This is a genomic window from Nitrincola tapanii (assembly GCF_008368715.1).
GTDB lineage: Bacteria > Pseudomonadota > Gammaproteobacteria > Pseudomonadales > Balneatricaceae > Nitrincola > Nitrincola tapanii.
Genome location: NZ_SMRS01000001.1, coordinates 94699 through 107701, shown reverse-complemented (window position 1 = coordinate 107701; position 13003 = coordinate 94699). Strand labels below are relative to the sequence as shown.

Annotated in this window: 12 protein-coding genes; 1 reads left to right on the top strand and 11 read right to left on the bottom strand. The window is 49.8% G+C overall.

Annotation, left to right across the window (positions count from 1 at the left end; translation table 11 throughout):
- Positions 1-163: 163 nt before the first annotated feature.
- From E1H14_RS00595 to pilM, 8 genes are all read right to left on the bottom strand, one after another.
- Positions 164-1702 (bottom strand): SPOR domain-containing protein, encoded by a 1539-nt coding sequence (locus E1H14_RS00595; RefSeq protein WP_149389519.1) that lies wholly within the window; start codon positions 1700-1702, stop codon positions 164-166.
- Positions 1703-1728: 26 nt separating this feature from the next.
- Positions 1729-2817 carry a 3-dehydroquinate synthase gene (gene aroB, locus E1H14_RS00590; protein WP_149389518.1) on the bottom strand — a complete coding sequence of 363 codons (1089 nt, stop codon included), beginning with the start codon at positions 2815-2817 and terminating at the stop codon, positions 1729-1731.
- A 15-nt stretch (positions 2818-2832) separates the two neighbouring features.
- The gene (gene aroK / locus E1H14_RS00585; protein ID WP_268814347.1) at positions 2833-3375 is read right to left on the bottom strand and encodes a shikimate kinase AroK; all 543 of its coding nucleotides are present in this window, start codon (positions 3373-3375) and stop codon (positions 2833-2835) included.
- Between the two features lie 9 nt (positions 3376-3384).
- Entirely contained in the window at positions 3385-5439 is a 2055-nt protein-coding gene (locus E1H14_RS00580; protein WP_235017346.1) for a type IV pilus secretin PilQ, read from the bottom strand.
- A 61-nt stretch (positions 5440-5500) separates the two neighbouring features.
- Positions 5501-6019, bottom strand: coding sequence for a pilus assembly protein PilP (locus tag E1H14_RS00575; protein WP_235017345.1), 519 nt, complete (start codon positions 6017-6019; stop codon positions 5501-5503).
- A gap of 37 nt (positions 6020-6056) precedes the next feature.
- Positions 6057-6656, bottom strand: coding sequence for a type IV pilus inner membrane component PilO (locus E1H14_RS00570; protein WP_149389516.1), 600 nt, complete (start codon positions 6654-6656; stop codon positions 6057-6059).
- Entirely contained in the window at positions 6653-7207 is a 555-nt protein-coding gene (locus E1H14_RS00565) for a PilN domain-containing protein (protein WP_149389515.1), read from the bottom strand. The genes E1H14_RS00570 and E1H14_RS00565 overlap by 4 nt, the downstream gene beginning before the upstream one ends.
- A gap of 9 nt (positions 7208-7216) precedes the next feature.
- Complete coding sequence (pilM, locus tag E1H14_RS00560; RefSeq protein WP_235017344.1) at positions 7217-8257, bottom strand: type IV pilus assembly protein PilM; 1041 nt, start codon at positions 8255-8257, stop codon at positions 7217-7219.
- A 175-nt stretch (positions 8258-8432) separates the two neighbouring features.
- On the opposite strand from pilM, the gene E1H14_RS00555 reads away from it, so the two are divergent.
- Entirely contained in the window at positions 8433-10799 is a 2367-nt protein-coding gene (locus E1H14_RS00555; RefSeq protein WP_149389513.1) for a penicillin-binding protein 1A, read from the top strand.
- A gap of 113 nt (positions 10800-10912) precedes the next feature.
- Here E1H14_RS00555 and rplQ read toward each other — a convergent pair whose 3' ends face one another.
- The 3 genes from rplQ to rpsD are packed head-to-tail and all read right to left on the bottom strand — an operon-like array spanning position 10913 to position 12997.
- The gene (gene rplQ / locus E1H14_RS00550; protein WP_149389512.1) at positions 10913-11308 is read right to left on the bottom strand and encodes a 50S ribosomal protein L17; all 396 of its coding nucleotides are present in this window, start codon (positions 11306-11308) and stop codon (positions 10913-10915) included.
- A 37-nt stretch (positions 11309-11345) separates the two neighbouring features.
- The gene (locus E1H14_RS00545) at positions 11346-12350 is read right to left on the bottom strand and encodes a DNA-directed RNA polymerase subunit alpha (protein WP_149389511.1); all 1005 of its coding nucleotides are present in this window, start codon (positions 12348-12350) and stop codon (positions 11346-11348) included.
- A 26-nt stretch (positions 12351-12376) separates the two neighbouring features.
- Positions 12377-12997 (bottom strand): 30S ribosomal protein S4, encoded by a 621-nt coding sequence (gene rpsD, locus E1H14_RS00540; RefSeq protein WP_149389510.1) that lies wholly within the window; start codon positions 12995-12997, stop codon positions 12377-12379.
- Between the last annotated feature and the right edge of the window lie 6 nt (positions 12998-13003).

Genomic DNA, 13003 nt, shown 5'->3' with positions numbered 1-13003 from the left:
CAAAAACTTCCTGACCAAACCCGCGTCGCAGAGACAAAAAAGGGGTGTCGATCCTACACCCCGCTCGGGTTTACAACAATTTTTTAGCAGTCGAGGGGCAACTGAAGTATTTTCAGTCAAAAAGGCCCTCATACTTAGTGAAGGCCTTAATTTTATTACCAGTTTACTGGTTTATTTTTTGTATGTCGGTTTTCACACCGGCGATCGATCTGGGCCAAGGGTTGCGATCTCGCAACTCTTTCGGCAGTTGATTCACCGCCGCCACCGCAGCCGACCTGCTATTATACTGCCCATAGACCACAACATGCCAGGGTTCATCGCGCAGCAGCGTTTTGAAGTAATAAAAACGCTGGGGTTGAGCTTGGGCTTGAATGAACCTAACGACATTTTCTTCGGAGCGCGCACCGAGTATTTGCAGGGTATAACCGGAATCCGGCCAGCCCATCAATTCATCCGCACGTAGATACGAACCTGAAGGCCCAGCCGATCTCTGCGCACTCGCTACAGGCGGAGCTGAAGGTGTAGCGGCCGGTGCCACACTGGGCGCAGGCGGTGCGGGCGGAGGTGCAACAGGCGTGGGTGCTGGCGCCGCGACGACTGGTGCAGGTGCAGATGCAGGTGCAGGTGCAGGAGTTTGTTCGACTTCAGCCACGGGCGCAACCGGCGCGGGCAGAGGTGCCTCGGGCTGGAGCTGGGGCTGCGGTTGCGGTGCAACCAGAGTTGGATCAGGCTGATCGAGCAGCGGGTCTTGCTCAAGACTCGGCTGTGCGGCTAGGAGCGCTTCTTGCTCCGCTAAACGACGCTCCAGCTCACTCATCACCTGAATCTCAACGACCTCCTCCTCAACCTGAGCAAAAGGCACTTGATCCAGTGGCAAAACAATTTGTGTGGTGGTTTCTTCAACAGTCTGGCTCGGCAGATAGTGCCAAACCGCAAAACTAGTGATCAGCAACAAGACTGCGCCAATGCCTGCCAAATGCGCAGGCGGAATCGGCATGGCTCCACTGCGTGAGGAGACCCGCCCTTCGCGCAGCAGATCAATGACGCCCAGTTTTAACGCAGAGAGATTGCCCTCTGCTTGCAACACCAAGCGCTTGACCTGATTCGGATCAGGATCGGCATCAGCGGGCAAGAGCGCCGCGATAAAGGCTTCAGATTCTTGAGCATCCAGCGGATTTAAGCGCTGAAGATGCACCTTACCCTCCAAACGACGATAAAGCCCTCGCTCTTCCGCGCGCATTTGAAACTCAGGTAAACCACTGAGCAACAAACGCGGGGTGGCCGCACCCAGTTGACGCAGCCCAATCAACAACTCCAGTGCGTTATCACTGAGCAGATCGGCATTATCAATGAGAATAACCAAAGCCATCCCCACTTCGGCCAGCCCTTTCGCCAGACGATGGATTTCCGTCAAACGTGCCCGATTATCTGCATCGGCAGGCAACTCCGCACCCAAGCCCACCACTAGATGCGTTAACAAGGCGGTCACATCCGTTGCCTGTTGCAAAGAGATGAGCGCCAGACGCTGGGAGTTCTCAGCCGATAGATTGGCGACCTGTTCCAGCATCCGTGTACGACCGCTACCCGATTCGCCGAGCAGCAAAATCAAATAATCCGAGTAACGAACAAGATGCTGCAGCTTGTCGACCAACTGACGGCGAGAGTTGGGCTCAATAAAATGATGATGCGCCGATTCGATCATACTCACCTCCTAACCCCACAGCCGCTTTATAGCTTACCTAAGGCCTGACCGGCCTCCAGGGTTTGCATCAACAACGCCTGAGGGAAGTCACTGGTTACCGTAGCTTCACCGATTTTTTTCAGCAAAACCAGGCGCAACTGACCATCTAACACTTTTTTGTCCACCGCCATTAGTTCCAGGAAACGCTGGGGAGGCATCTCTAAAGGTGGGCAGATTGGTAAACCTGCGCGCTGTAACAAGGTGCGAATACGCTCAACATCCTGCGCATTCAACCAACCTAATCGTGCGGACAAATCCGCCGCCATCATCGTACCGGCTCCCACCGCCTCACCGTGCAACCAAGCACCATACCCAGCATCGGTTTCAATCGCATGACCAAAGGTATGCCCCAGATTCAGCCAGGCACGAATTCCCGATTCCCGCTCATCCTGCGCGACAACTTCCGCTTTAATTTCACAGGAACGATAGATAGCTTGCGCCAACAAGGCACTATCACCCTGATACAGGCCATCCATATGCGCTTCCAGCCAAGCAAAGAAATCGGCATCGTAGATCAAGCCATACTTGATCACTTCCGCCAGGCCTGCGGAAAGCTCAGCTTTAGGCAGCGTTTTCAGCACCTGAGTATCGGCGATCACCGCACGCGGCTGATGAAACGCACCGATCATATTTTTTCCCAACGGATGATTAACGCCGGTTTTACCTCCAACGGAAGAATCCACCTGAGACAGGAGCGTCGTCGGCACCTGAATAAAATCAACGCCGCGCTGATAACACGCTGCGGCGAATCCGGTCATATCCCCAATAACACCGCCCCCTAAGGCGATCAGCGTAGTGGTACGGTTATGGCGAGCCTGTAATAGGGCATCAAAAATCTGATTCACCTGCGCCAGGGTTTTATAGGCTTCACCATCCGGCAAAATCACTTCACTGACCTGGAAATGGCTTAACTGGGCTTTGAGGCGCTGCAGATATAAAGGCGCAACTCTGTCGTTGGTGACAATCATCACCTGGCGGCCTGCGATATGCGGCTGAAAGTGTTCTGGTGTAAAAAGCTCTGAACCTATGTAAATCGGGTAACTACGCTCACCTAGGTCAACCGTTAACGTCTGCATGTGTATCTCGCGAGTTTAAAAATGAGAAGCATCAAGAAAATGAAGATCCGGGTGTTTTTGTTTGATCTGCTTCAGAATTTCTTGAACCACCGCACGCGGGTGGCGCTTGTCGGTACGAATAATCAGATCACAACAACTGCGATACAGAGGGTCACGCTGATTAAATAAGCGTTTGAGTACCGCTTCAGGATCGGCGGTTTGCAACAAAGGACGATTACGATCTTTTGAAGTTCGCTCTAACTGCTGCTCTATAGAGGTCAACAGGTAAATTACGATACCACGATTTTTGAGGTGCTGACGATTCTCTTCACGCAGAACCACACCGCCACCTGTGGCAAGGATAATGTCATTAAGCTGGGTCAACTCGTCGATCGCTGCCGTTTCACGATCCCGAAACCCCTCTTCACCTTCAACATCAAAGATCCAAGGAATATTTGCGCCTGAGCGTTCTTCGATGACCTTATCCGAGTCAATGAACTCTCGATCCAGCTCTTGAGAAAGAAGACGCCCTATGGTGCTTTTTCCAGCACCCATAGGGCCGATTAGAAATATGTTCAACCAGAAACCTTACTGCAATGTCAGCGATTCCCGAATCATAGTGGGTGTGATGAAGATCAGCAACTCACGTTTTTCTAAACGATTCACCGTTTTCTTGAACAGATTCCCAAGAACTGGCAGATCACCTAAGACTGGAGTTTTATCCACCGCACTTAAATCACGGTCGATGAACACGCCCCCTAAGACTACGGTTTCGCCGTTATTAACGGTGACAGTTGTTTCCACCACATTACGATCGATAATCAAATCACCGTTACGAGTTTCACCACCGATCGCGTCTTTATTGATCTGCAGCACCAGGCTTAAGCGATCACCCGGGTTGATTTGCGGCGTCACATCCAACCTCAAATCCACCTCTTCAAACTTGATGGTGGTCGTTCCATCCTCGACGACCTGATAAGGGATCTTCTGACCTGAGGCTATAACGGCCTTCTGTCCATTTGCTGTTACAACCTTGGGCTGGGATATAACATTTAAGCGCCCAACGCTTTCTAAAGCGGAAATCTCAGCCGCTAAGATTGCACTGCTGCCCACCACACCAAAGGTAAATGCATTTGGCACTCCCGCTACACCTAAGTCGATAGCGGGGGCTGTAAAAGGTATCCCGGTATTAGCTTCATTCTCAGAGGTCAAAAGCCCACCCGCCCCTAATACCACTGTACGTGAATCATTCGATCTTGAACCTAACCCCCAGCGCACTCCAAGCTCTTTCGCGTCATTCGCGGTGGTTTCAACAATACGCGCTTCTACCAGAATCTGTGACACCTCAACATCAAAACGACGCAGCGTTCTGCGGATATCCTCTAAGGCTCTGGCTGTTTCACGCACCATCAAAACATTTGTTTGATCATCGGCCACAACAAATCCACGCTCAGAAATCATTTGCGCGGCTTCTAAGCGCTCTTTCAAATCAGATGCACGACGGAAGTCAATTTGAATGAAGTCCGTCAAGAGCGGCGAAACGTCTTCTACCTGCTTGATGCTTTCCAGTTCTAGCATCTCCCGGTTTTTAATCTCTTCAATGGTGCCTACCATGATGACATTACCGGCTTCACGCTTATCTAAGTTTTTGTTTTTAAGAATAATATCCAAGGCTTGATCCCAAGGTACATTCTTTAGGCGCAGTGTGATGCCACCTTGGACATTATCGCTCACAACCAAATTCTTTTCGGCCACTTCCGCAATGATCTGCAAGACCGCTCGCACTTCCACATTTTGGAAGTTCAAATCAATCTTCTGGCCCGAGAAAGGAAAGCGATTAGCATCCAACTCTGCCTGTTCACGACGACTCAGAGGTTTAAAGTCAACCACCAACTGATTGCCCGTTTGATAAGCCATATAATCAAAAGGTTCAGCGGATGGCTTTAACAGAAGCGTTGTATTTTCACCCATCACCATCGTGTCGATGAACATCAAAGGGGTCGCAAAGTCTTGCACGTCTAGGCGACGCTCTAAACCATCCGATAAACCCGCACCGGTTAGGTTAACGATGACATTGCCTCCTTCCTGGAAAATATCCATACCGGCACGCTCATCTGTGAGTGTCACGGTGACTCGGCCCTGATTTCCTTCAATTCTTTGAAAATCAATTCCTTGAACCCGGGTCCGGCCATCATTCAAAACAGGCATTCGCGGCCCTGCTGAGACAGGTGCTGAGACAGGCGCGGAAGCCCCCTGAGCGGCATCTTCAAGGGTAATAAAAATACTGTTATTTTCCGTGACCACTTTATAGCCCGCAGGTGCATAGAGATTCGTGACTAAACGTAAGCGGCCATCGACCTGGGCAAAGCTCAGAGTATCCACGAGACCCGTCTTAACATCCAAACCCCTCTGACCGGTTTCATTACTCACACCCCAAAAGTCCATAACTAAACGCGGCGGATTTTCAATCATATAGCTATTGGGCACAGGTGGAGTCGAGTCAAAATCCAACTTAACCTCAACGCCTTGACCCGGCAATGCCACAAAGGCGCTACGCTTAAGCTGAACATCTTGAGCCAGCGCTAACGAGGCGGTACTCAGCAACAACAGGGTACACACCACTGAAACCATACGACCGAACATAGCGGACGACCCTTTTCTATAATTCTTCATATTTAAAGTATCCACGGTATACATCCCTTTCTTACTGTTCGGGAAGAATGATTGTACGAGGCCGCTTCATCCAGCCACCGCGTCCGTTTGAAATAATTTCCGACAGTTCCAGCCTGCGCTCATCCAAAGCCAGTACCTGGCCATGATCCAACCCCAGATAATCACCCACTGTGACGCGATGGATTTCTCCACGAGGATCCTTCACAAGCGCCCACAGCATTTCTGCTGAGCCAGGTGCGGTGATGGTTCCAACCATAGCCAGATTATCCAACGCAAAGGTTTCCAAATAATCCTTCAACCGCTCAAAATCGGGGGCGACATCTGAGATATCTTCCGCTAGAGGAGCCGCCTCAGCAACGATCGCCGTAAAAGGATTGCGTAGACTGGAGCCTTCATAGACAAAGGCTTCATAGGGTTTAAATTCAGGTAGAGGCGCGATTTGCCCAACCGGTCTAGAGGAGCGCTCAGCCACAAAAGCCCGCAGATCCTGAGTATCCTCGACCCAAATACAACCGGATAAGGCCAATACAACACCTAAGCCTACCAGCATCCTTGTTACGTACCAGGCACATGCTGCCTGCTGTGCTTTAATTCTCATCATAACGATAGGTCTTGGCATTAATGGTCATGGACAGCGCATCACTCGAAGGTCGAATCGTATAGTCATGCAGAGTCACGATACGCTCAATCGCGGATACACCACTGACAAACTCACCCATCTGATGATAGGTGCCTGTGACTTGTATGTTGATCGGCAGTTCGACATAAAACTGAGCCTTTACCTCAGGCTGCAGCGCAATTAACTCAATTTTCAAACCCGCCTGACGCCCGATATCGGAGATATCCTCTAACAGACCCGGCACTTCTTTATCTGTAGGCAGTTGTTTGAGAATTTCAGAAAAACGATCTTCAATATCTGCCATTTGACGGCGTAGTGCATCTAGATTGGCAACCTGAAAAGATTTCGACTCATACTGGCGCTTGAGGTCTGCTTCACGTGAAATTTCACGCTCAACCGCTTTATGCTTATCTGCGATCAGAAAATGAATTCCAGCACCTAGGGCTAATGCAAACACCAATAAATAGGTGATCAATTTAACGCCGACTGGCCAGTTACCCGCCGTATTCACATCTAGGTTATTGATATCAAAGCCTGAGAAGGCGTTGCGTAGCGTATCCTTGTTCATTGAACAGCCCCCTCTTGTTGATCAGGGCGCAACATCGGCACGGTCATGTTGTACTGGCGTCGACTGTCGACCGCACTCACTCGGGAAAGATTCGGCTCACCAAACCATATTGAGCGCTGCAGATTGCGCATCAATGCTGATACATGATGATTTTGCTCTGCCATCCCATCAATGGTGAGGTTGTTGTTGACGCGAACTAAGGAGGTGTAAAACACCTCTTCGGGCAAGACTCTTACCAGCTCGTCAAAGTTACGCACGATCAGCGGGCGAGTTCCTTGTAGATCTTCGATCGATTGCAATCGCTCCAGAATTTGATCCCGAATTCTGTTGAGTTCACGAATTTCTGCGATTTGCTGGTCTAATTTGACATTTTCCACTCGCAAAAATTCATTACGCGCTTTCTGACGATCCATTTGCATATCGTAGTAGTAACTGATCGCAAATAAAGCCAGGCCGGCAAGAATTGCCGTACCTACAAGATTAGAAATAAAACGCTTTTGTAGCGCTTGATTCCGCTCTTCCCGCCAGGGTCTTAAGTTTATTCTGGCCATATTCAGATCCTACTGATCAAAGCTACGAAGGGCGAGTCCACATGCCTTCGCTAATAAAGGGGCATCACGTAAAAGCCGCGCTTGGTTCAAACGTGGATTGACTCTCATCTGTACGAAGGGGTTAATCAGTAGTGTGTTGACCTCTGTCTCCAACCCCACTCTCTCAACAAGACCCGAGATCGAAGCCAAGCCTCCGCTTAGATAAAGCCGATCAAGTTGACCATGCACGCCCGATGAGTAGTAAAACTGTAAGGCGCGTGAAACCTGTTGAATGACGGTGTCCGCAAAAGGCTGAACAATGGTTTGATGAATATCTTGTGCTAAACCCTGTTCACGTAAAGCCAGCTCGACCTCATCAAGAGTCATGCCATACTGCTGCTGGATCGAGTAAGACAGCTCATTCCCTGTAAAAGCTTGTTCGCGGTTGTACACCACCTGACCCTGGTGAAAAACATTTAGGCTGAGTGTAGCCGATCCTACATCTGCAACAGCAACATAGCCTTTGTAATCCGGCTCAAGTAGATTGATTAGCCTTTCCATCGCATAGGTGTCTACATCGATCACACCACATTTGATACCTGAATCATTGACGGCCTCTTCGCGCGCTTCGGCACTTTCCTTACGACAGGCGACAAGCAGTATGTCATTCAGGTTACGATCACGTTCAGATGGTCCCAAGACCTCAAAATCCAGGGCAACTTCTTCTAAAGGATAGGGAATAAACTGATCTGCTTCGACTTTAACCTGATCTTCAAGATCAAGCCCCGTAAACAGATTGCTGATTTGTAGCCGTTTGGTGATGACCGCTGAGGAAGGAACGGCAACAATGGCATCGGAATATTTGCCGCCACAGATTTTTAATCCGCGCTCTATCGCCACGGCTACTTCTGAGACAACGGCAACAGAGCCGTCTACGACGGCTGTAGTGGGCAGAGGGACGATTGCGTAAGCGTCTACTTGCAACTCCCGACCCTGCCTGGACAAAGACAATAACTTGACGGAAGATGCGCCAATATCGATGCCTATCCAACCCGCCGATCTTCGATTCATCAAGCTGAGCACTGTTAATTCCTTTTCCGTGAGTAGTCGGAAGTCCTATGTGACGGAGAAGATCTATCATTTCTAGACCAACCCAATCACAATTAAAGCTGTAGTCAGATATACTGTAAAGACCTAGCGTCGATATAATCAATACTTTACGACTAAATATGTTATTCAGGTGATCATGCGCATTACTTTAGTTCTTTTAAAGCTCGTTTTAGGGCTTTTTTTGCTTGGCCTACTCACCGCCGTGGGTGCAGGGGCAGCCGCTTGGTTCTATTTCAGCCCCAAATTACCTAATGTACAGCAGTTAAAAGAGGTGCGCTTTCAAACCCCACTGCGCATCTATTCTGCCGATGGCAAGCTCATAGCTGAATACGGTGAGCAACGCCGCGTACCCATACGTTATGAAGAGATTCCAGAAGGCATGATACAAGCGATTTTGGCCGCTGAAGACAGTCGTTTCTATGAACATTTTGGTATTGATATTAAAGGTTTGTCACGCGCCGCCTTACAACTGGTTTCATCCGGCGAAATCCAAACCGGCGGTTCGACCATTACGATGCAGGTGGCTAAAAACTTTTTCTTAACCCGCGATCGAACCTTTGAGCGTAAATTTAATGAAATCCTGCTGTCTTTTATTATCGAGCGCGAACTCACTAAACAGGAGATCATGGAGCTCTATGTCAATAAGATTTACCTAGGGCAGCGCGCTTACGGCGTACAGGCTGCTGCGCAAGTCTATTATGGCAAAGATATCCATGAACTGAGCATCGCCCAGATGGCGATGATCGCAGGCCTACCGAAAGCCCCCTCAGCCTCGAACCCGGTTTCCAATCCCCGCCGTTCGCTGGAACGACGCAACTGGATCCTCGGCCGCATGCACAGCCTTGGCTATATAGATGAGAGCACCTATCAAAGTGCTTTAAATGAACCAGAGGTCGCACGCTACCACACCAGCGACATTGAGCTTTCAGCTTTTTATGTTGCCGAAATGGTACGCCAGGAGATGTTCCGACTTTATGGCGAAAATGCCTATATTGACGGTTATCGTGTGACTACCAGTATCGAAAGCCGCCACCAACAAGCCTCAGATGAAGCGTTGCGCGCGGCACTGATCGCGTACAACGAACGTCATGGTTATTATGGCCCCGAAGATCGCATCGAAGGTCAGGAGCACACGCTGGAAAGCTTGTTGGCCCAACTGAATCGTGTCCCAGTGTTTGCCAACATGCAACCGGCGGTGGTCACGCGTACAGATGAGCGGATAGCCAAAGCCTTACTGCGCTCAGGTGAAGAAATTGAAATCAGCTGGGAGAATATGCGCTGGGCACGACGCTTTATCAACGTTAACTCCATGGGCCCTGTTCCTAACCGCGCTGCTGAGATTATGAGCGCCGGTGACATCATTCGCGTTTATCCTACTGCCAATAACAACTGGCGCCTGGGCCAAATTCCGCGTGTACAAGGCGCCCTAGTCGCACTCGATCCGCACACTGGGGCAATTCAGGCTCTATCCGGTGGGTTTAGTTTTGCTCACAACAACTTCAACCGCGCCACCCAAGCCTATCGGCAACCCGGCTCAACACTCAAACCCTTCTTATATGCCGCCGCACTCGAGCAAGGCTATACCGCCGCGAGCATCGTGAATGACTCTCCCATTGTCATACACGATGTGAGCCTACAGGGCGAGTGGCGCCCAGAAAATCACAGCCGTGATTTTGAAGGCCCGATGCGCCTTCGTGAAGCTCTGTATAAATCGAAAAACTTAGTTTCCATTCGTTTATTACGTGATCTTGGTGTCCAACAAGGGCAGCAAGCGATTATCAATTTTGGTTTTGAACCTAATCGAACGCCCGCTAATCTTTCCCTAGCCTTGGGCGCGTCTGAAGCCACACCCTTACAACTGACCAGTGGATATGCTGTGTTTGCTAACGGCGGCTATCGAATCGATCCTTATTTCATCCTCAAAGTTGAAAATGATAACGAGGAAGTGACGCTTCCCGAAGAGGCAGGGCTGGCTTTTATTGAACAAAACCCAAGCGCGCTGATGCCTAAAGATGAAGCTCGGCGTGTGATTAGCACCGAAACGGCTTTTATCATCAACAGCATACTCGAAGATGTGATCAAGCGAGGCACTGGCCGTCGAGCGCTGGAGCTTAATCGCCAACATCTGGCTGGTAAGACCGGCACCACGAATGAACAAAAAGATGCCTGGTTCTCAGGCTATAGCCAACAAAGCGTTGCTACAGCTTGGATAGGCTACGATCAACCCGCGCCTTTGGGCCGTAGCGAATACGGCGGCACGGCCGCTTTACCCGCATGGATCACGCTGATGCGCAGTGGACTGGAAGGCCAAGAGGATCTGGCCTACCCCATGCCGGAATCGATCAAGACCGCTATGATTGATCCAGCTTCGGGGCAATTAGCCTACAACGGACAAGACAATGCGATTCGCGAGTTCTTCACCGCAGACACTCTGCCACAAACACAAGCCATCAGCCCAGAAGTCCGCCGCCAAGGTTCAGTGATTGACTCTCTGTTTGATTAAAGAAGCTATTCACTTCTCCTAAGCCGGAACCCAGTGGTTCGTCCTGATCGTTGTGATCGGTCAATTTTAAGGCAAAAAAACCCCGGTTTCCCGGGGTTTTCTGTTCCAGAAGATTAATCTTCTGAGGTATCTTCGGCTGCAACTGCATTGACCGGACGATCAATCAGCTCAACATAAGCCATAGGAGCGTTATCACCTTTGCGGAAGCCACATTTCAGAATGCGAACATATCCACCAGGACGATCAGCATAACGCTTGCCCAGCTCATCAAAGAGTTTACCGACAGCTGCATCGCTACGAGTGCGAGCGAAAGCCAGACGACGGTTAGCCACTGAATCAGTTTTTGCCAAAGTGATCAGAGGCTCAGCCACACGGCGCAGTTCTTTAGCTTTTGGCAGAGTCGTTTTGATCAGTTCGTGTTCGAACAGAGACACTGCCATATTTTTGAACATCGCCTTGCGGTGTGCACTTGTACGATTTAAGTGACGACCAGATTTACGATGACGCATTTTCTAAATCCTTAGTAACTTAGCGACACTAAGTCGGTTAGGAAGCAGCCTTGTCATCATTCTTGAGACTAGCAGGTGGCCAGTTCTCAAGACGCATGCCAAGGGACAGACCTTTAGATGCCAAAACATCTTTGATTTCTGTCAACGACTTCTTGCCCAAGTTAGGAGTCTTCAGCAGTTCTACTTCAGTGCGCTGAATCAGGTCACCGATGTAATAGATCTGCTCTGCTTTAAGACAGTTAGCCGAGCGCACTGTCAGTTCAAGATCATCAACCGGACGCAACAACACAGGATCAATTTCTGGATCATCTGCTTCTGCACGTGATTGCTGACCGGCATCTTCCAGATCAACAAATACGAGCAGCTGCTGTTGCAGAATGGTTGCAGCACGACGGATACACTCTTCAGGATCAATCGTACCGTTGGATTCAATGTCGATAATCAGTTTGTCCAGGTCAGTACGCTGTTCAACACGCGCACTTTCAACCTGATAAGACACACGAAGTACCGGACTATAGCTGGCATCTAGCAGCAATCTGCCGATTGTACGAGCTTCGTCCTCATCATGCATCCGAGTATCAGCTGGAACGTAACCGCGACCGCGCGTTACTTTCAACTGCATATTCAGGCTGTGCTTACCATTCAAATGCGCAATGACATGATCTGGATTCGCAATTTCAACATCCTGAGTCAGCTGAATATCCGCTGCGGTGACTACACCAGGCTCAGATTTGCTCAGAGTCAGGGTTGCTTCTTCTCCATGGAAAAGATTCACAGCAACACCTTTCAGGTTCAGGAGGATCTCAATGACATCTTCCTGAACACCCTCTATGCTGCTGTATTCATGCAACACACCGTCGATTTCCACTTCGGTGATTGCACAACCAGGCATAGAGGACAGCAAGATCCGGCGCAGCGCGTTACCCAGAGTATGACCAAAACCACGCTCAAGCGGCTCAAGAGTCACTTTTGCGCGAGTTTTGCTGATTTCCTGTACGTCGATATGACGTGGACTAAGAAACTCGTTTACTGAACGCTGCATAATTCCACCAGTCAAGAGTTCAAGAATTACTTCGAGTAAAGCTCGACAATCAGGTTTTCGTTGATGTCTGAAGCCAGATCGCTACGCTCTGGAAGTGCTTTAAACTCACCTTCCATCTTCGCAGAATCAACCACAATCCACTCAACAGGAGCACGCTGACCAGCCAATTCCAGTGCGTGTTTGATACGCAACTGATTTTTGGACTTTTCACGTACTGCGATCTTGTCACCGGCCTGCACCTGGTAGGATGGAATATTCACAACCTGACCATTTACAGTAATTTGACGGTGAGAAACCACCTGACGCGCTTCTGCGCGGGTAGAACCGAAGCCCATACGATAGACAACATTGTCCAGACGACCTTCGAGAAGCTGCAACAGGTTTTCACCGGTTGCACCTTTACGACGAGCAGCTTCTTTGTAGTAACCACGGAACTGACGTTCCAGCACGCCGTAGATACGACGAACTTTTTGTTTTTCACGTAACTGCAGACCGTACTCAGACAAACGGCCACGACGAGCGCCGTGTACGCCTGGTACGACTTCAGCTTTGCACTTGCTGTCTAACGCACGAACACCACTCTTCAAAAAGAGGTCGGTGCCTTCGCGACGAGACAGCTTGCACTTTGGTCCAAGATAACGAGCCATTATACC

What these genes read in the sequence shown, in the direction of transcription:
- E1H14_RS00595 (WP_149389519.1), bottom strand. Translation starts at nt 1,702, where the DNA reads ATGATCGAATCGGCGCATCATCATTTTATTGAGCCCAACTCTCGCCGT.
- aroB (WP_149389518.1), bottom strand. Translation starts at nt 2,817, where the DNA reads ATGCAGACGTTAACGGTTGACCTAGGTGAGCGTAGTTACCCGATTTAC.
- E1H14_RS00580 (WP_235017346.1), bottom strand. Translation starts at nt 5,439, where the DNA reads ATGTTCGGTCGTATGGTTTCAGTGGTGTGTACCCTGTTGTTGCTGAGT.
- E1H14_RS00575 (WP_235017345.1), bottom strand. Translation starts at nt 6,019, where the DNA reads ATGCTGGTAGGCTTAGGTGTTGTATTGGCCTTATCCGGTTGTATTTGG.
- E1H14_RS00570 (WP_149389516.1), bottom strand. Translation starts at nt 6,656, where the DNA reads ATGAACAAGGATACGCTACGCAACGCCTTCTCAGGCTTTGATATCAAT.
- E1H14_RS00565 (WP_149389515.1), bottom strand. Translation starts at nt 7,207, where the DNA reads ATGGCCAGAATAAACTTAAGACCCTGGCGGGAAGAGCGGAATCAAGCG.
- pilM (WP_235017344.1), bottom strand. Translation starts at nt 8,257, where the DNA reads ATGAATCGAAGATCGGCGGGTTGGATAGGCATCGATATTGGCGCATCT.
- E1H14_RS00555 (WP_149389513.1), top strand. Translation starts at nt 8,433, where the DNA reads ATGCGCATTACTTTAGTTCTTTTAAAGCTCGTTTTAGGGCTTTTTTTG.
- rplQ (WP_149389512.1), bottom strand. Translation starts at nt 11,308, where the DNA reads ATGCGTCATCGTAAATCTGGTCGTCACTTAAATCGTACAAGTGCACAC.
- E1H14_RS00545 (WP_149389511.1), bottom strand. Translation starts at nt 12,350, where the DNA reads ATGCAGCGTTCAGTAAACGAGTTTCTTAGTCCACGTCATATCGACGTA.
- rpsD (WP_149389510.1), bottom strand. Translation starts at nt 12,997, where the DNA reads ATGGCTCGTTATCTTGGACCAAAGTGCAAGCTGTCTCGTCGCGAAGGC.